Consider the following 25,870-nt stretch of genomic DNA (forward strand, 5'->3'; position numbering starts at 1 on the left):
GATTTTTTTTTAGTTTAATGATATAATTTATTTAATAGTAAAATATAAATTTATTCAGAAAATAAGCTACACTAATTTTTTTGAAATATGCGATTTTTCAAGTTGAAATTTTTCAGAAACCAAAAATTTAGAAAAATATTTATGTTTTACCATAGGAAGCGTAGCTTATTTTTTTATTATGGAGGTATATAATATGATCATATTAAATACAGTAGGAAAAAATAGCAAGGAGATAGTTGTTAATGCTGAGTTGATAGAAATAATAGAAGAGATTCCTGAAACTTTGATAACTTTAACAACAGGAAAAAAAATTTTAATTAAAGAAAAAAAAGAGGAAGTTATTAATTTTGTCGTAAATTATAAAAGAAGTATATTGATATAAAGGAATGGCTTAAAAATAACATTTCCATTTTGTTTTAAAATACGCAATGTTTTAAGCGTTTTTATAACAAAATATGAGAACATTATTTTTTAAACGTTCCAAAGATATGTAGATAGGAGGTTTTTTATATGGATATAGCTACAGTCATTGGATTTGTTGCTATTTTAATGTTAATGTTAATAGGGATGGGGTTTAATTTAGGGCCATTTGTAGATGTACAATCAGCAGCTATAGTTGTTGGTGGAACTGGCGGAGCACTTTTAATGTCATATCCATTGCCAGTTATATTAAAAATTGGTGGAATTATGAAAAATGCATTTTTTAATTCTTTGCCTGATACTGGAATAGTTATAACTACATTGGTAAGTTTTTCAGAAAAGGCAAGAAGAGAGGGACTTTTAGCATTGGAAGCTGATGTAGAGTCATTAGAAGATGAATTTATGAAAAAAGGAATTCAGTTAATAGTAGATGGAACAGATCCAGAATTGGTAAAAAGTATATTAGATACAGAAGTTTCGTTTGTGGATGAGAGGCATACTGTAGGGAAAGGAATGATGGATACTGGTGCTAGTTTAGGGCCTGCTTTTGGTATGCTAGGAACGCTAATAGGACTTATACTTATGTTAGGGAATTTAAGTGATCCAGGTTCATTAGGGCCATCAATGGCAATCGCATTAATTACGACTTTGTATGGTTCTTTTATAGCAAATGTAGTTTTTACTCCAATAGCTAATAAGTTGGGATATTATAATTCAAGAGAAGTTCTTAGTAAACAAATGGTAATAGAGGGGATTTTATCTATTCAAGCGGGAGATAATCCAAAAGTTTTAGAAGAAAAATTAAAATCATTTTTATCAGGTAGCGAAAGAGGAGCTGTTGCACCAAAAGAGGGGGAATAATCATGGGTGAAAAAAAATGTCCAGAATGTAAAGAAGGTGCGCCAGAGTACATGAACACTTATGGGGATATGATGACCCTATTAATGTGTTTTTTTGTATTATTGTTTGCGTTTTCATCTTTAGATTCTCAAAAATTTCAAACTATGATGAAAGCTTTTCAAGGGGCATTAGGAGTTATGAAAGGTGGAAAGACTGTTAGCCCAGAAAAGCTAATAACTGACAGCAGGATACAAAATAAAGGAACTGAAATGAAATTTGCAAAAATGGCAAAAGAGTTGCAAAAAGAATTACAAGATAGATTAAATGAAGAAAATAAAAAAACAGGAAAAAATAAAAAATTAAAAGATATTGCAGATATAAAATTAACTGAAAGAGGGCTGAAAATTAGTTTTGGAGATAGAGCTCTATTTGATATAGGAAAAGCAAAATTAAAAAAAGAATCAAAAGTGATGTTAGATAAGATAGCTGGATATATAGGGAGATTAGAAAATAATATAGTAGTGGAAGGTCATACTGATAATGTTCCAATACATAACAATGAGTTTCCGAGCAACTGGGAGCTTTCAACAACAAGAGCAACTAATGTTTTAAGAAATTTATTGAAAAAATCTCCTTCGTTAAAAGGGAGAATTTCAGCTTCTGGATATGGAGATACAAGACCTATAGCTACTAATGATACAGTTTCAGGAAGAAAAAAAAATAGAAGAGTTGATATAATTATATTGAAAAGTAAAGATGAGATAGTTAGTGAAGAGTTATTGAAAAGAAGTTTACAAGGAGGAAAATAGTATGCCAGATGAAGAGAAAAAAGAGATGCCTTTTATAACAAAAGCGTTAATTGTGGCGATATTAGCTGTTGTAATAATAATTTTAGCTGCAGGTATTTCATATTTTGTAGCTTCTAAAGCAATAAAAACTAGTTCTACAGCTCAAATTGAAGGTGGAGGAAAATCTAAAAAAGATTCAAAAAAAGATAAAGATAAAAATGTTTCTGGACCTATTGTTGATTTTGGAGGATTTACAGTAAATTTAAATGAGAAAGAAACAAGGTATTTAGTTTGCAAGATACAATTTGAAATAGATCCAACAGGAAAAGACAAAGGGAAAAATGGTCAACTGGAGGTTCCGGAAAAATTGGTTATATTGCAAGATAGAGTTTTAACAATTTTGAGAAGTAAAAGCATTATGGATTTGGCACAAGATCCAAGTTTGAAAAATTTAAAAAAAGAGATTATAAATGCAGTGAATAAAGTTTTAGAAAAAAGTAAAATTAGTGGTGTATATTTTACAAGTTGGATAATTCAATAGAGAGTTAGATAGAAGATTAGAATGTAAAAAGATTTTTGAAATATTTAAATAATATATATATAAATATGAAGAAAACTAAATACTGTTTTGAGAAACAAACAATAAATGATTTATTTCTCAAAAAGTAGTTTTCAAAAGTCACATTTATATATATAATTTCGTAGAGAGATTCGAACATTATATATATAAATATGAAGAAAACTAAACACTATTTTGAGAAACAAACAATAGGTGGTGATAAAATATGGCAGAAGTATTATCGCAGGACGAAATTGACGCACTGTTGTCAGCCATATCAACTGGAGAAGTAAATTTAGAAGAAGCAAAAAGTATAGAAGAAGAAAAAAAAGTAAAAGTTTATGACTTTAAAAGACCAGATAAATTATCTAAGGATCAGCTGAGAACAATTCAAATGATTCATGAAACTTTTGCTAGATTAAACACTACAATGCTTTCTGCTCAACTTAGATCGGCTATTCAAATACAAGTTATTTCTGTTGACCAAATAACTTATGAGGAATTTATTCGTTCTATACCAGAATTTACTATTTTAGGGATATTTGATGTTGGTAGTTTAGAGGGAAATGCTATATTAGAGATGAATCCCAATATAGTATATACAATAATAGATCGGTTATTTGGTGGACCTGGAGAAATGATAGATCTGTCAAGGGAACTTACTGATATTGAATTAACTGTTATAGAAAGAGTTATTTTAAAATTATTAAATAATTTAAAAGAGTCATGGTCAAATATAATAGAAGTTTCACCACGAATAGAACAAATAGAATCAAATCCACAATTTGTACAAGTAGTTGGGCCAAACGAAATGGTGGTGCTTGTAACATTTGAAGTGAAAATTGGAAGTGTGGAAGGGATGATGAATATATGTCTTCCTTATCCAATGATAGATCCAATTGTTTCTAAATTATCAGCACAATATTGGTTTTCATCTGTAAGAAAAGAGATGACAAAAGAGAATTTAGGAGCTTTAAAAAGTAGATTGAATAAAGTTAATGTACCACTTATAGCTAATCTTGGTAAAGCTATAGTTTCTCTTAATGATTTATTGAAACTAAAACAAGGGGATGTATTAAAATTAAATCAAAGTGCAAATAAAAATTTGGATATATCTGTGGGTAATAAATTGAAATTTAAAGCTACCCCAGGGACAGTAGGAAAAAAAATGGCGATAACTATAAAAGAAGTTTTAGAGGAAGGAAGTGATTAAACATGGAGGGAATTTTATCTCAGGAGGAGATAGATGCTTTGCTTGGTGGGGGAGATTCTGCAGGAACAGAACCAGAGCCTAAAGAATCTAATTTTGAAAAAAAAATACATTTAACTCAAGATGAAAAAGATGTTATAGGAGAGGTTGGGAATATCTCTTTAGGATCATCTTCAACAGCGTTATCAACGTTACTAGGGAAAAATGTTTCAATAACAACTCCAAAAGTAGAAGTTTGGAATTTGGAGGAATTAAAATCTAAATTAGCTGGAGAAGAAAAAGTAGTTATTCAAATAGAATATAAAAGTGGTTTTAGTGGATTAAATATGCTGATAATGGAAAGTAAAAACGCACTTATAATAGGGGATTTGATGATGGGAAACGATGGTAGTAACCCGCCAGATAAATTAGAAGATTTATATTTAAGTGCAGTTGTAGAATCGATGAATCAAATGATGGGAAGTTCAGCAACTTCATTAGCTGGGATGTTTAAAAAAGAGATAGATATAAATCCACCTTCAGTATCAGTAAGTAATATAGATGAAATTAATTCAAAAACAGATTTTTTTAATAAAAATAATGAATTTGTAATTGTAATATTTGATATGAAAATAGAAGGATTAATAGATACTAATATTTATCAAATTTTAAGCGCAGAATTTGCAAGAGAAATGGTTTCTGAAATGCATAAAATGAGTGGGGAAGAAGAGGAGCCTCAACAACCACAACCACAAATGCAACAGCAAACTATTCAACAGAATCCACAAATGCAACAACCACAAATAAATCAAAATATGGGGATGCAAATGCCACCGAATATGGGATGGCAACAACCACAAATGCAAAACATGGGAATGCCTCAACAGCCACAAATGATGGGAGGATATCAAAACTTTCAACAACCTGTAAATGTACAACCAGTACAATTTGCATCTTTTGGAAATTCAATTCAGCAAGAAATGCCTTCAAACATAGATTTGATAATGGATGTTCCATTGCAAGTTACTGTAGAATTGGGAAGAACAAAAATGCAGATAAAAGAAATACTTGACTTAGGGCCAGGTTCTATAGTAGAATTAGATAAGTTAGCAGGAGAGCCACTAAATATACTAGTTAATGGGAAATTGATTGCAAAAGGAGAAGTAGTTGTAATTGATGAAAGTTTTGGAGTTAGGGTAATAGATATTGTTAGTAAAATGGAAAGATTAAATAAAGTCCAATAAAAATAAGGAGGTATTATAAATGGGAACTAAAGTATTGATTGTTGATGATGCGGCGTTTATGAGAATGATGATTAAAAACATTTTATCAAAAGCAGGGTATGAAATAGTTGGTGAAGCTGAAAATGGTGCTCAAGCGGTATCGAAATTTAAAGAGGCAAAACCAGATTTAGTTACTATGGATATTACTATGCCAGAAATGGATGGGATTACTGCAGTAAAAGAAATAATGAAAATGGATGGAACTGCAAAAATAATAATGTGTAGTGCAATGGGACAACAAGCAATGGTTATAGATGCAATACAAGCAGGCGCAAAAGATTTTATAGTTAAACCATTCCAACCTAATAGAGTATTAGAAGCAGTAGGGAAAGTTGTAGGAAGTTAGTTATGGATAGATTACTTTTTCTTGAAATTTTTTCTTTTTTTGTTATTGCTATAATTTTAGCTGGAGCATTATATGTTTTAAGAGGAAAAAGAAAAAGTATATTTTTTAAAAATAGCAATATAGAAGAAATTGAGAGATTTTATTATATGCCTAAAGTATTTATTTCTATTGTAAAAATAGGAGAAAAATATTTTATGTTAGGAGTGACAGAAAATAGTATTAATAAGTTAGAAGAGATATTAAATATGGATGAAATTGAAGAATTGAAAAAAGTTTCAAGTAAAAATGAAATTGGAACTAAATTTAGTAGATTTTTTTCTGAAAGAAAAGATAATAATGTAGAAAATTTAAAAAGTAGATTGAAAAAAATGAGGCATGAAGATGAAGAGTAAATTAAAAGTTTTATTTTTTTTTATTATAATATCGTTTAGTTTGTATGCAGAGCAAAAAATTGCTATTCCAAAATTTAATTTTGGAATAGGTGCATCAAAGTCTCCAGACGATTTAGTTACAAGCTTGCAAATCTTAATGGGATTAACAATTTTAACAATTGCTCCATCTATAATAATAATGACTACTTCTTTTATAAGAATTATTATAGTATTACATTTTGTAAGGCAGGCTTTAGGAGTGCAACAAATGCCCCCAAATCAAGTTTTGGTTGGGCTAGCACTTTTTCTTACTTTTTTTATAATGGAGCCAACAGCTAACGATATTATGCAAAATGGAATTAATCCATATTTGAATAAAAAAATAAGTCAAGAGACACTATTTAAAAATATTGAGAATCCTCTTAAAAAATTTATGTTAAAGCAAACGAGAGTTAAGGATTTAGAATTATTTGTAAAACTATCTAAGACTAAAAAAGTAAAATCAAGAAAAGACTTGTCTGTATGGATAGTGACACCAGCATATATAATAAGCGAATTAACAAGAGGATTTGAAATTGGAATTTTAATTTTTATTCCTTTTATAATAATAGATATGATAGTGGCTACAGTTTTAATGTCTTTAGGGATGATGATGTTGCCGCCAGTTATGATATCTATCCCATTTAAGCTTCTGTTATTTGTAATGGTTGATGGGTGGAATTTAATAATTAATTCTTTAGTAAAAAGTTTTAATTAGGAATAGGTTAAAAATAACATTCCAATTTTGTTTTAAAACAACAAGATTCAACTGTTTTTATAATAAATTTTATAACAAAATATAACAAACTTATTTTTTAAATGTTATTTAGGAGAAAAAGATATGTCGGAAGAATTGATAATGAAATTAGTGACAGATGCATTGATGTTAATTTTGAAAATAACTTTGCCAGTTTTAATAGTTGGTTTAACAGTTGGTTTAATGGTAGGGATTTTTCAAGCAACTACACAAATTCAAGAAATGACGCTAAGTTTTATTCCTAAAATAATAGCAGTGTTTTTAGTTATTTTTTTGTTGGGACATTGGATGTTAATTACAATTGTAGAATATACAAAAAATTTATTTGAACTTATTTCAACACTAAGGTAGATGAAAATATGAACTTTTTATATAATAATGTAATATTTTTTTTGTTGATTTTTTTAAGGCTAAGCGGAATACTTTTTTTTACTCCTGTTTATAGCAGTAATAGTATAAACAGAAGAGTTAAGATAGGATTTCTTATTTTAATAGCTTTTTTAATTTATCCAGTTGTACCAAAAGATATATCTATTTTGAGAAATTTAACTTTTTTTAATTTGATACTAATAAGTATAAAAGAAGTTTTAATTGGCGCAATAATAGGTTTTTTTGTATTGTTGATTTTTTCTACAGTACAAACAGCATCTCAAATATATAGTATGGATATGGGATTTGGAATGGTAAATATATTTGATCCTGTTTCACAAATACAGGCACCTGTATTAGGGCAGTTAAACTATTTGTTTATATTGGGAATATTTTTAATAACTGGTGAATATAGAAGAATATTTGAAGTTTTAGTATCTACTTTTTATAAATATAAAATAGGCAATATTAGTTATCATTATGGTACTCTAGCTAAAAATATGGCAGATAGTTTTGCATATTATTTTATGGTTTCTGTGAAAATTGCATTACCTGTTTTAGGAATATTATTTATTGTAGATGTTACATTGGGGGTTATGGCAAGAATAGCTCCACAAATGAATGTTTTTTTTATAGGTATGCCATTGAAAATTTTGGTGGGGCTTTTGTTTTTAATCACGTTTATTCCGTATTTATTTACATATCTGAATCACTTATTGAATAACGGATATATAAAATTATTATATATTATACAAAAGGTTGTGACTTAATTGTTAGAGTATAAAATCGGTTATTCGATAAATTTACAGCTATTTGCGGAAGGCGAGAAAACAGAAGAAGCTACTCCAAGAAGAAGAGAAGAGTCTAGGAAAAAAGGGCAAGTCGCTAAAAGCCCAGATTTAGCTCAAACAGCAACATTATTAGTGGGTATAATTGTATTAAAAATAATGTTTAAATTTATGTATAAAATGTTATATGTGAATTTTAAAAATAGTTTTTATAATATGGATATAACAAAATTTACAATAGAAAAGTTAGAAGAAATTTTTTTAAAAGATGCTTTACTATTTTTCATAGTTATTTCTCCGATTTTATTAGCAATTTTAATATCTGGAGTTTTAGCTAATTATATTCAAGTTGGTTTTCTATTTACAACAGAACCTTTAAAACCTAGTTTTAGTAAGATAAATCCAATAAGTGGATTAAAAAACATGTTTTCATTAAAAAAACTAGTAGAACTAATAAAAACAATAATAAAATTAATAATAATAGGAATTTATGGATATTCAGTTGTTAAATCAAATTATAATAGCATTTTAAAAATACCGTTTTTAAATTTTTTCGACGGTTTTATATTAATTTTTAAAATAGTATATGATGTTGTTTTAAAAATAGCTATGGCATTATTTGTATTAGCTGTTGTAGATTATTTCTATCAAAAATGGGAATATGACAAAAGTTTAAAAATGTCAAAACAAGAAATAAAAGAAGAGATGAAACAAACAGAAGGGAATCCACAATTAAAAGCTAAGATGAGAGCAATGCAAAGAGATATGATAAGAAGACGAATGATAGAAGAGGTTCCAAAGGCTACTGTTATAATAACAAATCCAACACATTTGTCAGTAGCTTTAAAATATGATAATACAATGTCAGCACCAGTAGTAATTGCAAAAGGGGCTGATAATATAGCTTTTAGAATAAGAGAAATAGCTAAAGAAAATGATATACCAATAGTAGAGAACAAACCATTAGCTCGTGCTTTATATAAATCAGTTGAGATAGGGGATGAAGTTCCAGAAGAATATTACAAAGCAGTTGCTACAATATTACAACATATTTATTATAACTAGGAATGTTATTATTCCTAACTAAAGGAGTTCGAGTGAAATATGGCTCAAAATGAAAGATTAGGATTATTAGTACCAATATTTATGCTTGGTGTAATATTAATGTTTTTTATACCGTTACCAACATTTTTATTGGATACATTTCAAGCTTTAAATATTACTATATCCGTTACAGTATTTTTGTTATCAATGTATACTAAAGAGGCATTGGATTTTTCTATATTTCCAACTTTGCTATTGGTAACAACTCTTTTTAGATTAGCGTTAAATGTTTCTTCGACAAAATTAATTTTATCTTTGGGAACAGCATTTAATGGAAAAGTGGTTAGAAGTTTTGGTAATTTCGTAGTTGGGGGAAATTATATTATAGGGATTATACTTTTTTTGATACTTGTTATTATACAATTTATGGTTATTACGAAAGGGTCAGAAAGAGTTGCAGAGGTTGCTGCAAGATTTACATTAGATGCGATGCCTGGGAAACAAATGAGTATAGATGCTGATTATAATGCAGGACTTATTACAGAAGATGAAGCAAGGGATAGAAGAAAAAAAGTTCAAACGGAAGCAGATTTTTATGGAGCTATGGATGGAGCTTCTAAGTTTGTAAAAGGTGATGCAATAGCAGGAATAATTATAACTTTTATAAATGTTATAGGAGGATTGATTATTGGTGTTATAACAAGGGGAGAACCAATTGTAGATGCAGCAGCAACATATACAATATTAACAATTGGTGATGGTTTGGCTTCTCAAATACCTGCACTATTAATATCAGTAGCTACAGGTATTATTGTTACTAGAACAACTTCAGAAGCAGATTTCGGTTCAGATTTAATAAGACAATTTTTTCAAGAACCTAGGATCTTATATATGGTATCTGGAGTATTGGTCGTAATGGGAATTATTCCAGGAATGCCTAAAGTACCATTCTTCATATTATCTTTAAGTTTTGGAACTATAGGATATATAATGAATAAAAATATTTTAGAGGCAGAAAAAATTGCAGTAGAAGAAAAAAGAAGTTCTGAATCTAATGAAGAGATGAGTCAGCCAGAAGAGGTAAAAGATTTATTAAAAGTGGATGAAATGGAGTTAGAATTAGGATATAGTTTAATTCCAATTGTAGATACATCTCAAGGAGGAGACCTTCTAGAGAGAATTACTATTATAAGAAAACAATTAGCAATTGAATTAGGAATAATATTACCACCAATTAGAATAAGGGATAATATGCAGCTGAATCCTAATGAATATTCTATTAAAATAAAAGGAACAGCAGTAACAAAAGGGGAAATAATGATTGGCTATTATTTAGCTATGAATCCAGGTGGAGCAGAAGAGATAAATGGGATTCCAACAGTTGAACCAGCATTTGGATTGCCAGCAATATGGATAGGAGAAGAACAAAGAGAAAAAGCTGAAATGATAGGATATACAGTTGTAGACCCAACCTCAGTTTTGGCTACACATTTAACAGAGACTATAAAAAAATATGCACCTGAAATATTAAGTAGAGAAATGGTAAAAGAATTAATTGAAAATATAAAAACAGAATATAGTGTTGTTGTAGATGAAGTTTATCCTAAGAAATTTGAATTAGGAGAGATTCAAACTGTTTTACAAAATTTATTAAATGAAGGTGTATCAATAAGAAATTTACAACTTATTTTAGAAATAATGGCAGATGCTTCAAAAATAACTACAAATGTAGATATATTATCAGAGTATGTAAGAAGTGGATTGTCAAGGCAAATTTGCTCAACAATAGTTGCTCCAGATGATAAAATTCATGTAGTGACATTAAATCCAAATTTAGAAATAGAATTAAAAGAAAATATTCAAGAAACTGATTTTGGAAGTTATTTAAATATCGATCCAGAAAAAAGCAATAAAATAATAGTGAAAATAAGTGAAGAAGCTAAAAACAGTACAAATATGGGATATCAACCAATAGTATTAACAAGTCCAGAAATTAGGAAGCCTTTAAGGAGACTTATTGAAAGAGATTTAAAACAAGTAATGGTTATCTCATATAATGAAATAATATCTGAGATTGATTTAGAAGCAGTGGGGATGGTGAGCGTTGAATAATGTCAGCTGGGCAAATGAAAATAAAAAATATGAAAACTTATATAGAAGATGAATATACAATTGCATATAAAAAAGCTAGAAAAGAATTAGGTTCTGAACTAATAATGATAGAGAGAGAAAATGTAAAAGTTGGTGGCTTTTTTGGATTGTTTTCTAAGAAAAAAGTAAAAGTTACATTTGGAATAGAAGATGTTCCTAAAAAAAAATTTAAGCAAGAAAAAGATTCTGCTAATAAAGAAGTTATAGAATTACTAAAAAGTATGGGGTATATGGATAGTAATAATAATGTTATAAAAGGAAAAGTGGAAACCAGCATTACAACTAATGAAAATAATTCATTAAATAATATAGGAATATATAATCCATATAAAAATAATGTACAAAATATTAATAATATAAATAAACAAGAAGAAAAAATAGAAGACGTAAAAGAAAAAATAAAAAAAGAATTAACAGAAGAGTTGAAAAAAGAAATCTTTAAAGAAGGAATAGCAAAGGAAGAAGTAGTAACTAAGAATAAGGATAAAGATGAACTATTAAAAATATTAAGGGATAGTGAAATATCAGAAGAATATTGTGATGAAATAGTAGAATATTTTGTTAAAAATGAATTTAATTCTACAAATTATAAAAAAGGACTTATAAAATATTTTTATGAAAATATTTTGACAAATGGCGGAATAAAAGATGAGAAGTTTATTATGTTAGTTGGTCCAACTGGAGTAGGAAAAACTACTTCTTGTGCAAAAATAATTGCAAATTATTGGAATTCAGGAGAAGATGTTGCTTTTATAACATCAGATAATTATAGATTAGAAGCGGTAAGTCAATTAAAGGCATATGCTAATATAATGAGAGTTCCAGTAGAAGTTATAAAAAAATCAGATGAATTAAAAAATGCTATTGAGAAATTCAAAGAGAAAAAGTTAGTATTAATGGATACAGCAGGAAGAAGTCCTAAAAATACAGAACAAATAAAAGAGTTAGAGGAATATGTAACAAAAAATAATGGAAAAATGGCGGTATATTTAGTTCTTAGTGCTACGAGCAAGCTATCGGTAATGGTTGATACCATAGAAAAATTTAAATATTTAAACTTTTCTAGTATAATTTTCACAAAATTAGATGAAACTACTAATATTGGAGCACTATTAACGGTTTCTAAAAAGTATAATATAGCAATATCTTATATAACAACAGGACAAAAAGTACCAGATGATATTGAAGTTGCTTCAAATGATAGATTGGCAAAAATCTTTTCTGAGGAGTTAGACTAATATGGATCAAGCAGAAAAATTAAGAGAATTAGTAAGAAATAAAGAAAAAAATGTTGGTGATAAACTACAATATAAAAATGCAAAAGTATTTGCAATTACATCAGGTAAAGGAGGCGTGGGAAAAACTAGCCTAGCAGTTAATGTGGCTGCATTTTTATCTAAAATTGGAAAAAAAGTATTAATTATAGATGCAGATTTGGGATTATCTAATGTAGAAATAATGCTAGGAATAACTCCAAATCATACAATAAGAGATTTAATTAAAAATAATAAAGATATAAAAGAGGTAATAACAAAAGGACCATTTAATCTAGATTTTATATCAGGAGGAAATGGATTTTTAGAAATGGCAGAACTTTCAGATGTAGAAAGGGAAGAGATACTGATAAAATTACAAAAATTAGATGAAGAATATGATGTGATTTTAATAGATACTGGTGCAGGGATATCCAAAAATGTGATTTCATTTTTAATGGTAGCAGATGAAATTATTGTTATAACTACTTCTGAACCTACTTCGATTACAGATGCATATAGTGTTATAAAAATTGTAAAAGATAAAATAGAAAAACCAGATTTAGGTATTATAATAAATAGAGTTAAAAATATAATTGAATATAAAAAAGCTTCAAGTTTATTAATAAATACTTCAAAAGATTTTTTAGAAATGAATATAAAAAATATAGGTTTTATATATGAAGATAGTTGTGTTAGAAATACTATATTTAAAAAAACACCATTTGTTATATATTATCCAGATAGTCAAGCAACAGGGTGTATTAAATATATTGTGGAAAAGTTAGAATTTAACTATGAAGAAAAAACCAGTGGTTTAATAACAAAATTTAGAAGCTGGTTTAAAAATGTTGGTAGGTGATGATAATGATAAAAGTGTTAGTAGTTGATGATTCTATATTTATGAGAAATATTATATCTGATATGTTGGCAGAAGAACATGACATTGAAATAGTTGGTAAAGCCAGAAATGGGAAAGAAGCTATAAGATTAAACAGAGAGCTGTCTCCAGATGTAATAACTCTAGATGTAGAAATGCCTGTGATGAATGGATTAGAGGCTTTAAAAGAAATTATGAAGGATAAGCCTACAAAAGTTATTATGGTAAGTAGTTTAACATCTGAAGGAGCAATTGAGACAATAGAAGCTTTAGAAAATGGAGCATTTGATTTTGTACAAAAACCATCAGGAACAATCTCTTTAGATATAAGAACAGTAAAAAAAGACCTACTTGAAAAAATAAGAGTTTCATTAAAAGCGAATATAAAAATATTAGAAACAAGTGCAAAAGATGAAAAAGTAAAGCTTTCTAAATTTATGTTTAATAAACCTAAAAAAACAGTAGAAAAATTTCATAGGAACAGTAATAAAATTGTTGCAATAGGTATTTCTACTGGGGGTCCAAAAGCACTACAAAATATTATCCCTGAGTTACCTCAAAATATAAACGCAGGGATATTAATAGTACAACATATGCCACCTAAATTCACAAAATCTTTAGCAGATAGATTAGATTTATTAAGTAATATAAGAGTAAAGGAAGCAGAAGATGGAGATGAAGTTGTAAATGGGCAAGCTTATATTGCTCCAGGAAATTATCATATGGTTGTAAAAGATGAACGCGGAAAGAAAATAATAAGATTAAATCAAGAAGCGAACTATTCAGGGCATAGACCATCAGCGAATGTTTTATTTAAGTCTGTAGCAGAAATATATAAGAAAGAGGCTGTAGGAGTTATAATGACTGGAATGGGAGGGGACGGAGCAGAGTATTTAAAAGTTATGAAAGAGAATGGAGCAAAAACAATAGGTCAAAGTAAGGATACATGTGTTGTTTATGGTATGCCGCGTGTGGCAAATGAATTAGGAGCAGTTGATTATGTAGAGGATTTAATGAATATTCCACAGAGAATAGTAAAATTAGTAGGGGGGGATAGATAAATGGATATGTCACAATATATGTCAGTTTTTATTGACGAATCAAGGGAACATTTACAATTACTAAATGAATCATTATTAGAATTTGAAAAAGACAATGAGAATTTGTCTATAGTAGAGGTTATTTTTAGATCAGCTCATACTTTAAAAGGTATGGCAGCTACTATGAATTTTACAAGGACAGCTGAATTAACACATCATATGGAAAATGTGTTAGACCTTATTAGAAATAATAAATTGAAATCTAGCGCTACTATAGTAGATACTCTATTTGAATGTTTAGACACATTAACATTATTAATAGATGAAGTTATAGAAGATGGAGAAGAGACAACCGATATAGAGGATTTAAGTAATAGATTAGAAAAGTTGACAAAAGGAGAACCGTTAGAAGATTCAAAAGCAGAAAAAATTGAAGGACAAGGGAGTTCATTAAAAAGTAATAAAATAGAATTTAATGAATTTGAGAAACAGCTTTTAGACGAAGCAGAATCGAAAAAGATGAATGCATATGTTATTGAAGTGGTGTTGGACGAAGGATGTTTATTAAAAGCAGCAAGAACATATATGGTATTTAGAAATTTAGAAGAAATAGGGGAAATAATAAAATCAGAACCATCTGCACAAGATTTAGAAGAAGAAAAATTTGATAATTCATTTGAAGTTGTGCTATTAACAGATAAAAAAGAAGAAGAAGTAAAAGGATCGATTTTGTCTATAAGTGAAATATCAGAAGTGATAATAACTAATGTGAAAGATTTAGAAAAAGAGGGAAATAAAGAAATAAAAGTTAATGAAAAAAGCTCTAATAGTTCTAAAAAAGCGGAAAATTCTAAATCAACTAAAAAAGAAAAAAAATCTGCTAACAAAAAAATTGTTGTGAAAAAAACTCCAACAGTAAGAGTTGATACAGATAAATTAGATAAATTAATGAATTTAGTTGCAGAGTTAGTAATAAATAAAACTAGGCTATCTCAAATAGGTTTAGAATATAATTTACCAGATTTATCTGAAACATTAGCTCATGTAGATAGGGTTACATCAGATTTACAAGCTGTAGTAACAAAAGTAAGAATGGTACCAATTGAAAATGTGTTTAATAGATTTCCTAGAATGATAAGAGATTTATCAAAAGATTTGAATAAAGAGATAGAATTATTAATTGAAGGAAAAGAGACTGAATTAGATAGAACAGTAATAGATGAAATTGGGGACCCTTTAGTTCATTTGTTGAGAAATTCCCTTGATCATGGAATAGAATTACCAGAAGAAAGAGAAAAATCTGGAAAAATAAGGCAAGGTACCATTTTATTAAAAGCGGAACATGAAGGGAATAATGTTGTTATTACAATTGCTGATGATGGTAAAGGGATAGATACTAAAGTAATAGCAAGAAAAGCAATAGAAAAAGGACTTGTAAAAGAAGAAGAACTAGAACTAATGTCAAAAGAAGAAATTTTAAAGTTTATATTTGCAGCTGGATTTTCTACAATGGAAGCAGTTACAGAATTATCTGGACGTGGAGTTGGAATGGATGTTGTAAGAAATAAGATTGAAGGTTTAAATGGACAAATAGAACTCTCTAGTGAGGTAGGGGAAGGAACAACAACAAGAATAAAATTACCTTTGACGTTAGCCATAATAGAAGCTTTATTAATAAAATTACAAGAAGAAATTTATGCAATACCATTAGCTAACATAGTAGAAACAATTGATATCTCTCCAAAAGATATAAAAGGAGTTCAAAATGAAGATGTTATAGTTTTGAGAGGAGAGGTTGTTCCAATTATAAACTTAAATGAAGTATTAGATGTGCCAGGTTATAAAAAATTAGATGAAGAAACATATATAGTTGTAATTGTAAAAATAGGAAGTAAAAAAATAGGATTAATTGTAGATTCATTAATAGGGCAACAAGAGATAGTAATAAAATCTTTAGGAAAATTATTTACTGGAATAAGGGGAATAACAGGAGCTACAGTATTAGGAACTGGAGAAGTAGCAATAATATTAGATGTATTAACGCTTATATAGGAGGTGTAATTAATGAAAGATGTGTTAGAGGAGAAAGAAAATAATATTGATAAAATAATATTACAAATAATTGGATTTACATTAAATGGAGAAGAGTACGCTTTAGAGATAAAAAATGTAGAAAGTATAATAAAAGTTATAAAAATGACAAGAGTTCCAAGAGCTGAAAAATATATAATTGGAGTAATAAATTTAAGAGGTATTGTTATGCCAATAATAGATCTAAATAAGAAATTTAATTTAAATTCTAAGATTGAAAAATCTGATAGTCAAAGAATTATTATATTGAAAATTGATACAATATCTTTAGGAATTTTAGTGGATGGAGTTTCTGAAGTAATAGATTTAAAACAGAAAGAACTTAATTCAAATCCAACAATATCTTCTGCAATAAGCTCTGAATATATAAAAGGGGTTTGTAAGTTAGAAGAAGGAGATAGACTTTTAACTTTGTTAAGTATAGAAAAAATTCTAGATTTGAAAAGCTAAAGAACGTTTAAAAAGTTAGATACATTAGCTATAAAGATATTTAAATTTATTGTGTATTTAAAAATAGAAATATAATTTTTAAGTTATTTTTAAAATAATTTAATTTTTATAAAAGTATGACAGTTTTTAAGTAAATATAGTTTGGAGGGAAAGTATGTCAATGAAAATAGAAGCATTAACTGATTCAGAATTAGATGCATTAAAAGAAGTTGGGAATATTGGGGCTGGAAATGCTGCAACAGCATTATCACAAATATTGTCAAAAAGAGTAGATATGACAGTTCCAAGGGCAAGAGTTTTGGAATTAACAAAAGTTCCTGAGTTATTAGGTGGGGAGGAAAACTTAGTAATAGGGGTATATTTGCGTATTTTTGGAGATATACAAGGGAATATTATGTTTTTATTGCCAGTAAATAGTGCAGAAACATTAGTGGAAATGTTATTAGGAGCAGCTGAAGAAGAGGGGGTATTAGGAGAAATATCTCAATCTGCTATTACAGAAGTTGGGAATATTATTACCAGTTCTTATTTGAATGCTTTAAGTGCATTTTCTGGATTAACAGTGGTGCCATCAACACCATCACTAGCATATGATATGGCAGGAGCAATACTTAGCACTATTTTAATAGAACTAAGCGAAGTCAGTGATTATGCTTTATTAATTGAAACAGAATTCATGGGAGATGGAAAAACTATAGATGGGAACTTTTTTATGCTTCCAGATTTGGATTCTTTAAATGTACTATTAAAATCAATTGGAGCTAAAAAACATGACTGATACTATAAAAGTAGGAATGGCTGATTATAAAGTAGGAGAGAATCCTTCTAAAATAATCACGTTAGGATTAGGTTCGTGTGTGGGAATAACCATATATGATAAAGGGAAAAAAATAGGTGGGATGGCACATATTATGTTACCTAAAAATACTAATCCAGAGAAAAGGTCATTAAAATTTGCAGATGTGGCAATAGAAGAGATGATAGAAGAACTATTAAAGAAAGGTTCAAGATTATCAGGATTAGAAGCTAAAATTGCAGGTGGTTCTCAAATGTTTGCATTTAGTAGTTCAGATGAAAAGAAAAGCATAGGATATAGAAATGCAGTAGCAGTTAAACAAATTTTAAAAGAATTAAAAATAAATTTAATTGCAGAAGATACTGGAGGTAAGTTTGGAAGAACAATAGAACTAGATCTTTCAACAGGAGAATTGAAAATAAAAACAATAGGTCATGGTGAAAAATACATTTAAAGGTGATAAATAATGGGAAATGAAATTATTGAGATGATTTGTAAGAAAATTGGGGTAAATGAAAGAGTTGCAAGTAAATTATTTGAGTTGTCTAATAATGACCTAGATAAAGTGGATGAGATTTATAGTAAAAGTGAAATATCTGAATTTTTGCTGATTAGGGGGAAATTTTTAGGAAAAAGAAAAAATATTAACGGTTTATTTTATATTAGAATAGATATTAATCAAATGGAATTAGATAGCATAGATTTTTTTGTAACATATAATAAAAATATATATTCAACAGATATAAATATAGAGTTTCATATATTTGAAAAAATCTTAGGGCATTATAAAAATCAAACAGATTTAGAATATGAAGAAGAAACTAAAAATATTATAGATTTTTTCAAGCAATATTTTCATCCAGGAACAGTTTTAGAGTTGTTAAAAAACTTTAAAAGTTCTAGAAAAGATGAAGTTAAAAATCAAATTAATTCTCAAATGAATTTGGCGATAAATGAGATAGCTTCAATAGAGATAGTAACTGATTATGAGGTTATAATAAAATCTAAGCAAGAAGAGGATGAAAATTATCTTGAAGCCTCTTTGGAAATAGATCCTTTTAATGGGAAAAAAGTTGCGGAATTAAAAAAAAGTGATGAAATATATATAAAATTAACTGATAATAGTGAATATGGTAGATTTATAAGTAAAACTATTGGGGCAAAAGATTCGCCAGTATTAAGACAGGTAGAAAGTATAATAGAAGTTTCAAAAGGAGCTTTAGAAACTAAAGAATATAAAATAGTAGTTAATATAGTAGATGATATTTATGCTAAAATATATGCTTCTGGAGAGATAAAAGTAAAAACTGACAAAATAGTTTTAAATAAAAAATTAATAGAAGAAGAGTTAAAAGAGTATGAAAAAGATGAAGAAGAAAAATTAAATTATGAGAAAAAATCATCAGATTCATTAGTTCTAATTGTTTTCATGATTATAATTATTATCTTAATAATGTTAGGAATAATAATGCTAATTAGATAATAGTATCATAAAATTAAATAAAATAATATATATTATGACAATATAATAAAAAGCGTTTAGTTTTTTATCTTAATTGTGATATAATATGTATAATTGCTCTTATGAAAATTATAAATTAGGAAAAAAATAATTTAATTCTATTATTTTGTTAACTAATAGAATCAAATATAGTAATTGGGTTAGAAAAATATATTTTTAAAATTTAAGTTGTTAGTTATTTGAGTATGTTTTATAAATTTTAGATATTTTTTTGCTATTTTATCATTTATGTAATGGGTAAAAAATATTTTTATAAGTTTATATTATGATTTAAAAGTTTTGGAGGTAAAATTATGATAGAAAATAAATCTCTTTGGATAGAATATAAAAAGAGTGGAAGTTTAGAAATTCGAGAGAGAATAATTTTACAATATATTCCTTTAGTAAAATATGTCGTGGGGAAAATGATTGGGAAGTTGCCTAAAAACATAGAATATGAGGATTTAGTTGAATATGGAATTATTGGACTTTTGGATGCAATAGAAAAATATGATATAACAAAAGAGATAAATTTTAAAACTTATTCTATAACTAGGATTAGAGGTTCTATTTATGATGAGTTAAGAGTACAAGATTGGGTTCCACGTTCTGTTAGAAAAATGGCAAAAGATATAGAGAAAGCTTATGTATTTCTAGAGGTTAAAAATGGAGAAATACCAAAAGATAGCGAAATAGCAGATTATTTAGGAATTACAGAAAAGGAATTGAATATTGTATTTTCAAAAGTAAATATGGGGAATATATCATCATTAGATGATGTTATATATAATAGTGGGGAATCTCCAACATTTTTATCTGAAACAGTAGAAGATAAGAAAAGTGATGGGGCTCAAAAAAATATTGAAAAAAAAGAATTGAAAGCAGCGCTTATAGAAAGACTCAAAGAAATTACAGAAAAAGAGAGATTGGTAATAACTCTTTATTATTATGAAGATTTAACATTGAGAGAAATAGGTGAAATATTAGAAGTTTCAGAATCGAGAGTATCTCAAATACATTCAAAAGCTATAATAAAATTAAGATCCAAATTAATTGCAAAATTTGGGGAATATAAAGGAATTATATAAATATTATGAAAATTTTTAAATAAAGGTGGATAAAAATGAAAAAGTATAAAGTGGCAGGAAGAAACTTAGAAACATTATTAAAAAAAGTAGCTGAAAAATTTAAAGTAAATATAAATGAAGTTGGATATAATATTATAGATAAAACTAATGAAAAAATAAGTTTAGAAGTATGGAAGAAAAAAGAGAATATTACTGTAAAAAATGAGGATGAAATTAATAAGTTTAAATTAAATGTAAGCGAAGAGGGGGTCTTTTTAACAATTGCTGAAGGAAATATAGATTTTAATGAAGTTATAGAATTTATAGCAGAAAAAGATATAGAAGCTCCTGATATGGAACAATTAAGTCTTGCGTTTGAAAATAGAAGAAAAAAAGTAAAAATAGCTGAATTTTACGAAGGAATATATAAAGAATCAGAAATAGAAGTAGAAGTTTCTCCTGATAAAATGAAAGCTTATATTATACTTTCAGAACCCAAAGGAATGAATTTACCAGTAAAAGAAAAAATTAAAACTAAACTTTTAGAAAATAAAATAATTTATGGAATAAAGGATCAATATATAGATGAGCTTTTAAAAAATAAAAAATTTAATATACCGCATTTAGTTGCAGAAGGTGATATGCCAGAAGATGGAATTGATGGGTATATAGATTATAAAGTTAAATCTGTAAATAAACGTTCACTGTTAAAACCAATGGCTTTAGAAGATGGAAAAGTAGATTTTAAACAATTGGAAATAATAGAAAATGTGGTTGAAGGTCAAGTTTTAGCTGTAAAAATACCAGCAGAACTTGGAAAAAATGGAAAAAATATTTTTGCAGAAGAGATAAAATCAAAAAATGGGAAAGATGTACCAATAAAATTAGGAAAAAATACAAAATTGTCTGATTCTGGATTTGAAATTATTTCTAAAATAGACGGTATGGTTTCTTTTTCAGAAGGTAAATTAAGTGTTGCAAATGTATATGCTACACCAGAAGTTGGGGTATTAACTGGGAATATAGATTTTGTAGGAAGTGTGATAGTAAAAGGTGATGTAAAAGATGGATATGAAATAAAGGCTGACGGCAATATAGAAGTGGTTGGGAATGTAGAAAAAGCAAAACTTATTTCAACTGGAGATGTAGTTATAAGAGGAAGTTTTTTTGGAAAAAATATAGGGAAAATTGAATCTAAGGGTGATATAGTAGTAAATTTTGCAGAATCAGCTATTATAGAATCTGAAAAAGATGTAATAGGAAATGAAGCATTTATGAATTGCAAGATATTTGCACATGGAAAAATGAAGGTTATTGATAAAAAAGGAGTAATTATTGGAGGAAAAACTTCTGCTGGTGAGGGATTAGAAGCTATAAATATAGGCTCTCATTTAGCTGTAAAAACAGAGATTGAAGTGGGAAGCAATCCTAAAATAGTAGAAAAGATTAAAAAGTTAGAATTAGAATTAAAAGAGTCTGAAAAAAAGATGAGTCAAATAGATAAAAACATTAATTTGTTGAATAAATTAAAGATGGCTATGAAAGAAAGTATGCCACAAGATAAATTATTACTATTAAAACAGTTATCAACAGCAAAATTTTCTATGTCAAAACATGCAAAAGAAATAAAATATGATATAGAAGAGAACAGAAAATTATCTGAAAATATAAAAGATGCAACAGTAGATGTACATGGTATTTGTTATCCTGGTGTAAAAATAAAGATTAGAAAAGGGACATATTTTGTAAAAGAAAAAATACAAAATGTAAGATTTTATTATGAGAATGCAGAGGTAAAAATAACAGCACTAAAGTAGACAGGTTTTTTTACCTGTCTTTTTTTTAAAGGAGGCGAGAAAATGGTAAGACCAATAGACCTTCAAGTAATAGCAAAATCAATAGATGAAGTAGCTAAAACAAGTAGAGCAAAAGAACAAAATTTAGTGGGGCAACAGATGAATGCAAAAAATGAAATGGCAAAAGAGATAAAAAAAGATACTACGATAATAAGAGAAAGCAATGAAACAGAAGGGAAAATAATAGATAATGATAATAAAGAAAGAAATAAAGAGAGAAATAAAGAGAAAAATTTAAAGGATAAAAATGAAAGAAAAGATAAGAAAGAAAAGAAACATGGGAAAGATCCAAATAAGGGGAAATTCATAGATATGGAGGGATAAAATGAATAAAATAGGATATTTTAAAATTCATATTAAAGAAGAAAATTATTTAGGTGGAATATTAATTTCTGATGAAAGAGGAATACCAGTAGAATTTAAATATACTGAGCCAGTAAAACCTACAAAAGTTCAAAAAGTTTTATATGGAAAATCTTTAGAAAAATTTTTGATAGAAGAGATTATCATGGCTAATTTAATAGAAAAAATAGAGATAGAACCAGCAATCTATTTTATAGATGATAAAATTAATATAAATATAAAAAGGCTTTTAAAAACAGATGTTGTAATGTTAAAGAAGACTCAATTAAAACCATCAAAAGAACCATATAAGTATAAATTTATAAAAGAAAATGAAGCTATTGTACAATTAGAAGAAGGGACTAATCCTATTAGGGTAATTATATTAGATGAAGATATAGAAAAAAAAGATGAATTAGTTCAAAAAATTATAGAGTTGTCAAAAGAGAGTTATATTATAGAACCATTTTTTAGATTAGAAGAAGCATTAGAAATGATATTAAAAGGCGAAATATAATGTGGCAAGATCTTTTTCATACTATAAAAAATGAATTGAGAGGACCTAAAATATATTCAAAAAAATTAGACAAACCTATCTTATGTATAAAACAATCTAAATTAGAAAAGGTTAGTAATATTAACAATCTGAATCTATATGATAGGATAGATATTATTGATAAATCATTTTCTAAAAAAAAATGTGAAGTAAAATCTGCAATTGCAAACTGTAAAGTTAATAGTAGTAATGGTGTAATAAAACTAAAAGAGGATATTTCTATAGATACTAATAAAATTTATACAAAATTAGAAGCTGTAGATATAAAAAAAATTGATACAGAAAGAAGCTGGAATGAAGCTTCTAAGGTTATTAATAAAAGTACGAAAATGTTTGTTAAGGTATTAGAGGGAAAACGAAAAATATTTAAAGTTCCTAAAATTATATATAATAATTTTGAGAAATATAGTAGAGAGAAATTATTATTAAATGTAAAAAAAAGTTATTTAGAGGAAAATTATGTGATAGGTGTATTTGCTAATATCGAATTTGAAAATATATATAATCTAAATTATGATAAGGGGAAAAATATATTAAAAATATATTTAAAAGAAAAACAGCAGAAAGTTAAATCGCATACATTAATAATATTGAAAAATATGAAAACAAAGAAGATATCTAAAATAATTATTTGAAAAAAATTATCTTTTGTGATAAAATAGACAAAATTATAATTAATGAAGTAATAAGAAATTATTATAGATTTAATACATGAAAAAAGTATAAAATAGAATGTTTTTTAATTTTAGGAATAAAATATATCGAGGAGGAAATAGTAATGAGAAAATTAATAGTTGCAGGAAATTGGAAAATGAATAAAACTAACACAGAAGCAGTGAAGACAGTAAGTGAATTAAAAGAATTAGTAAAAGATGTAAAGAATGTAGAAGTTGTAGTTGGAGTTCCATTTACAGCATTATCAGATGTAGCAAAAGAATTGAAAGACTCAAATGTGAAAGTAGCAGCAGAAAATATGCATTGGGAAGAAAAAGGTGCTTTTACAGGAGAGATTTCTCCATTGATGTTAAAAGATATTAATGTTGAATATGTTATATTAGGACATTCAGAAAGAAGAGAATATTTTGGAGAAACAAATGAAATTGTAAATAAAAAAGTAAAATCAGCATTAGCTCATGATTTAAAACCAATATTGTGTGTTGGAGAACAATTAGAAGATAGAGAATCTGGAAATACAGAAAAAGTTGTAGAAGATCATGTGGTTGGGGGATTAAAAGATCTAACTAAAGAAGATATGTTAAATGTAGTTGTAGCTTATGAACCAGTTTGGGCAATAGGTACAGGAAAAACAGCTACTCCAGCACAAGCAGAAGAAGTTCATAAATTTATTAGAGGACTTATTGCAAAATTATATGATGAAGAGACAGCAAATGAAATTACAATTCAATATGGTGGAAGTATGAAACCGGCTAATGCAGAAGAATTAATCTCTCAAAAAAACATAGATGGAGGATTAGTTGGGGGAGCAAGCTTAATACCAGAAGATTTTTCAAAAATAGTTAAAAGTGCAAAATAATTTGGAGGTGTATTATGAAAAAACCAGTAATGTTAATGATATTGGATGGTTGGGGAATTAATAACAATTTAGATGAAAAAAATGCTATAAGAGAAAGTAATCCTGAAAATTTTAATAACTATTGGAATAGTTACCCTCATACAACTATCTTAGCTTCTGGAGAAGCTGTTGGACTACCAGAAGGGCAAATGGGAAACTCAGAAGTTGGCCATTTAAACATAGGATCGGGAAGAGTTATATATCAACCATTAGTGAAAATTTCAAAAGAAATAAAAGATGGGAATATACTAAAAAATGAAGCTTTGTTAAATGCAATGAATAGTGCAAAAGAAAATAATAAGACTTTACATTTAATGGGACTATTATCTGATGGTGGAGTTCATTCACATATAGAGCATCTATTTGGATTATTAGATATGGCAAAAACATTGGGAGTAGAAAGTGTTGCAGTGCATGCTATTTTGGATGGGAGGGATACACCACCAAAATCATCTGTAAATTATGTAAAAAAATTACAAGAAAAAATAAAAGAGATAGGCATAGGAGAAATAGCAACAATATCTGGAAGATATTATACAATGGATAGAGATAATAGATGGGATAGAATAGAAAAAGCTTATGATGCTATAGTAAATGGTGCAGGAGATAAAACATTTAATCCAGTTAAGTCTATAGAGCTTGCGTATGAAGATGATATTACAGATGAATTTATAAAACCAACAGTAGTATCAGATAAAGCAGGGAATCCTCTAAATCCAATAAAAAATGGTGATAGTGTAATATTTTTTAATTTTAGACCTGATAGAGCTAGAGAAATAACAAGAGCAATTAATGATAAAAAATTTGATAATTTTACAAGATTAAACAATCCAAAGGTTAATTTTGTATGTATGACTCAATATGATATAACAATAGAAGCACCGGTTGCATATACTCCAGAAAGTTTAGATAATGTTTTAGGAAAAGTAATAAGTGATAAAGGGTTAAAACAATTAAGAACTGCTGAAACAGAAAAGTATGCTCATGTAACATTTTTCTTTAATGGTGGAGTTGAAGAACCTTTTAAAAATGAAGATAGAAAATTAGTATCTTCTCCAAAAGTTGCAACATATGATATGAAACCAGAAATGAGTGCGTATGAGGTTACAGATGGTTTACTAGAAGCATTAGATGAAGATAAATATGATATGATTATAGTAAATTATGCAAATACAGATATGGTTGGACATACTGGAGTATTTGAAGCTGCAGAAAAAGCAGTGAAAGCAGTTGACGAATGTATTGCTAAAGTTATTGAAAAAGTAAAAAGTAAAGATGGAATAGTTTTTATAACTGCAGATCATGGGAACGCGGATTTAATGGAAGATCCTAAAACTCATATTCCGTTTACAGCACATACAATTAATCCAGTTCCATTTATAGTTGTATCTGATGAATTAAAAAATGTAAAATTAAGAAATGACGGAAAATTATCAGATATTGCACCAACTATGTTAGGTGTAATGGGAATAGAAAAGCCAAAAGAGATGACAGGAAAGAATTTAATAGAGAAATAGGAGG

General features: G+C 27.7%; 28 protein-coding genes. All 28 read left to right on the forward strand.

What is annotated here, in order from left to right; all coding sequences use genetic code 11:
- Positions 1 to 193 precede the first annotated feature (193 nt).
- The 28 genes from RDY08_RS03535 to gpmI all read left to right on the forward strand — a co-directional run bounded on the left by RDY08_RS03535 (position 194) and on the right by gpmI (position 25,866).
- Entirely contained in the window at positions 194 to 382 is a 189-nt protein-coding gene (locus RDY08_RS03535; RefSeq protein ID WP_307905047.1) for a flagellar FlbD family protein, read from the forward strand.
- 128 nt (positions 383 to 510) lie between these two features.
- Positions 511 to 1,281 (forward strand): motility protein A, encoded by a 771-nt coding sequence (locus tag RDY08_RS03540; protein ID WP_307905048.1) that lies wholly within the window; start codon positions 511 to 513, stop codon positions 1,279 to 1,281.
- A 2-nt stretch (positions 1,282 to 1,283) separates the two neighbouring features.
- Positions 1,284 to 2,069: an OmpA/MotB family protein gene (locus RDY08_RS03545; protein WP_307905049.1), complete on the forward strand. Its 786-nt coding sequence runs from the start codon at positions 1,284 to 1,286 to the stop codon at positions 2,067 to 2,069.
- 1 nt (position 2,070) lies between these two features.
- Entirely contained in the window at positions 2,071 to 2,589 is a 519-nt protein-coding gene (locus tag RDY08_RS03550) for a flagellar basal body-associated FliL family protein (protein WP_307905050.1), read from the forward strand.
- 244 nt (positions 2,590 to 2,833) lie between these two features.
- Positions 2,834 to 3,820, forward strand: coding sequence for a flagellar motor switch protein FliM (gene fliM, locus RDY08_RS03555; protein WP_307905051.1), 987 nt, complete (start codon positions 2,834 to 2,836; stop codon positions 3,818 to 3,820).
- 2 nt (positions 3,821 to 3,822) lie between these two features.
- On the forward strand, positions 3,823 to 5,040 hold the full coding sequence (fliY, locus tag RDY08_RS03560) for a flagellar motor switch phosphatase FliY (RefSeq protein ID WP_307905052.1): 1,218 nt from the start codon (positions 3,823 to 3,825) through the stop codon (positions 5,038 to 5,040).
- A gap of 19 nt (positions 5,041 to 5,059) precedes the next feature.
- Positions 5,060 to 5,425, forward strand: a complete 366-nt coding sequence (locus tag RDY08_RS03565) for a response regulator (RefSeq protein ID WP_307905053.1) — start codon at positions 5,060 to 5,062, stop codon at positions 5,423 to 5,425.
- Positions 5,426 to 5,427: 2 nt separating this feature from the next.
- Positions 5,428 to 5,817 carry a flagellar biosynthetic protein FliO gene (locus tag RDY08_RS03570; RefSeq protein WP_307905054.1) on the forward strand — a complete coding sequence of 130 codons (390 nt, stop codon included), beginning with the start codon at positions 5,428 to 5,430 and terminating at the stop codon, positions 5,815 to 5,817.
- Positions 5,807 to 6,553, forward strand: coding sequence for a flagellar type III secretion system pore protein FliP (fliP, locus tag RDY08_RS03575; protein ID WP_307905055.1), 747 nt, complete (start codon positions 5,807 to 5,809; stop codon positions 6,551 to 6,553). The genes RDY08_RS03570 and fliP overlap by 11 nt, the downstream gene beginning before the upstream one ends.
- A gap of 123 nt (positions 6,554 to 6,676) precedes the next feature.
- Positions 6,677 to 6,943: a flagellar biosynthesis protein FliQ gene (gene fliQ / locus RDY08_RS03580; RefSeq protein ID WP_307905056.1), complete on the forward strand. Its 267-nt coding sequence runs from the start codon at positions 6,677 to 6,679 to the stop codon at positions 6,941 to 6,943.
- A gap of 8 nt (positions 6,944 to 6,951) precedes the next feature.
- Positions 6,952 to 7,731 carry a flagellar biosynthetic protein FliR gene (fliR, locus tag RDY08_RS03585; RefSeq protein ID WP_307905057.1) on the forward strand — a complete coding sequence of 260 codons (780 nt, stop codon included), beginning with the start codon at positions 6,952 to 6,954 and terminating at the stop codon, positions 7,729 to 7,731.
- Complete coding sequence (flhB, locus tag RDY08_RS03590) at positions 7,732 to 8,814, forward strand: flagellar biosynthesis protein FlhB (protein ID WP_307905058.1); 1,083 nt, start codon at positions 7,732 to 7,734, stop codon at positions 8,812 to 8,814.
- A 39-nt stretch (positions 8,815 to 8,853) separates the two neighbouring features.
- Positions 8,854 to 10,905, forward strand: coding sequence for a flagellar biosynthesis protein FlhA (gene flhA, locus RDY08_RS03595; RefSeq protein ID WP_307905059.1), 2,052 nt, complete (start codon positions 8,854 to 8,856; stop codon positions 10,903 to 10,905).
- Positions 10,905 to 12,182 carry a flagellar biosynthesis protein FlhF gene (locus tag RDY08_RS03600; RefSeq protein ID WP_307905060.1) on the forward strand — a complete coding sequence of 426 codons (1,278 nt, stop codon included), beginning with the start codon at positions 10,905 to 10,907 and terminating at the stop codon, positions 12,180 to 12,182. Before flhA ends, RDY08_RS03600 begins: the two co-directional genes overlap by 1 nt.
- Position 12,183: 1 nt before the next feature.
- Complete coding sequence (locus RDY08_RS03605) at positions 12,184 to 13,059, forward strand: MinD/ParA family protein (RefSeq protein ID WP_307905061.1); 876 nt, start codon at positions 12,184 to 12,186, stop codon at positions 13,057 to 13,059.
- Positions 13,060 to 13,064: 5 nt separating this feature from the next.
- Positions 13,065 to 14,138: a protein-glutamate methylesterase/protein-glutamine glutaminase gene (locus RDY08_RS03610; RefSeq protein ID WP_307905062.1), complete on the forward strand. Its 1,074-nt coding sequence runs from the start codon at positions 13,065 to 13,067 to the stop codon at positions 14,136 to 14,138.
- A complete protein-coding gene (locus RDY08_RS03615) occupies positions 14,139 to 16,169 on the forward strand; it encodes a chemotaxis protein CheA (protein ID WP_307905063.1) in 2,031 nt (676 codons plus the stop codon).
- 12 nt (positions 16,170 to 16,181) lie between these two features.
- Positions 16,182 to 16,658: a chemotaxis protein CheW gene (locus RDY08_RS03620; RefSeq protein ID WP_307905064.1), complete on the forward strand. Its 477-nt coding sequence runs from the start codon at positions 16,182 to 16,184 to the stop codon at positions 16,656 to 16,658.
- 154 nt (positions 16,659 to 16,812) lie between these two features.
- The gene (locus RDY08_RS03625) at positions 16,813 to 17,436 is read left to right on the forward strand and encodes a chemotaxis protein CheC (RefSeq protein WP_307905065.1); all 624 of its coding nucleotides are present in this window, start codon (positions 16,813 to 16,815) and stop codon (positions 17,434 to 17,436) included.
- Positions 17,429 to 17,908 carry a chemotaxis protein CheD gene (locus tag RDY08_RS03630; protein ID WP_307905066.1) on the forward strand — a complete coding sequence of 160 codons (480 nt, stop codon included), beginning with the start codon at positions 17,429 to 17,431 and terminating at the stop codon, positions 17,906 to 17,908. Before RDY08_RS03625 ends, RDY08_RS03630 begins: the two co-directional genes overlap by 8 nt.
- Before the next feature lie 12 nt (positions 17,909 to 17,920).
- Positions 17,921 to 18,937, forward strand: coding sequence for a hypothetical protein (locus RDY08_RS03635; protein WP_307905067.1), 1,017 nt, complete (start codon positions 17,921 to 17,923; stop codon positions 18,935 to 18,937).
- Between the two features lie 332 nt (positions 18,938 to 19,269).
- Positions 19,270 to 20,043, forward strand: coding sequence for a FliA/WhiG family RNA polymerase sigma factor (locus RDY08_RS03640; protein WP_307905068.1), 774 nt, complete (start codon positions 19,270 to 19,272; stop codon positions 20,041 to 20,043).
- Between the two features lie 35 nt (positions 20,044 to 20,078).
- Entirely contained in the window at positions 20,079 to 21,839 is a 1,761-nt protein-coding gene (locus tag RDY08_RS03645) for a flagellar assembly protein A (protein ID WP_307905069.1), read from the forward strand.
- 42 nt (positions 21,840 to 21,881) lie between these two features.
- The gene (locus tag RDY08_RS03650; protein WP_307905070.1) at positions 21,882 to 22,202 is read left to right on the forward strand and encodes a hypothetical protein; all 321 of its coding nucleotides are present in this window, start codon (positions 21,882 to 21,884) and stop codon (positions 22,200 to 22,202) included.
- A gap of 1 nt (position 22,203) precedes the next feature.
- Positions 22,204 to 22,737: a hypothetical protein gene (locus tag RDY08_RS03655; protein ID WP_307905071.1), complete on the forward strand. Its 534-nt coding sequence runs from the start codon at positions 22,204 to 22,206 to the stop codon at positions 22,735 to 22,737.
- Complete coding sequence (locus tag RDY08_RS03660) at positions 22,737 to 23,411, forward strand: hypothetical protein (protein WP_307905072.1); 675 nt, start codon at positions 22,737 to 22,739, stop codon at positions 23,409 to 23,411. The genes RDY08_RS03655 and RDY08_RS03660 overlap by 1 nt, the downstream gene beginning before the upstream one ends.
- Positions 23,412 to 23,554: 143 nt before the next feature.
- A complete protein-coding gene (tpiA, locus tag RDY08_RS03665; protein WP_307905073.1) occupies positions 23,555 to 24,310 on the forward strand; it encodes a triose-phosphate isomerase in 756 nt (251 codons plus the stop codon).
- A 14-nt stretch (positions 24,311 to 24,324) separates the two neighbouring features.
- Positions 24,325 to 25,866: a 2,3-bisphosphoglycerate-independent phosphoglycerate mutase gene (gene gpmI / locus RDY08_RS03670; protein ID WP_307905074.1), complete on the forward strand. Its 1,542-nt coding sequence runs from the start codon at positions 24,325 to 24,327 to the stop codon at positions 25,864 to 25,866.
- Positions 25,867 to 25,870 lie beyond the last annotated feature (4 nt).

The organism is Haliovirga abyssi (assembly GCF_030295325.1).
GTDB classification, from domain to species: domain Bacteria; phylum Fusobacteriota; class Fusobacteriia; order Fusobacteriales; family Haliovirgaceae; genus Haliovirga; species Haliovirga abyssi.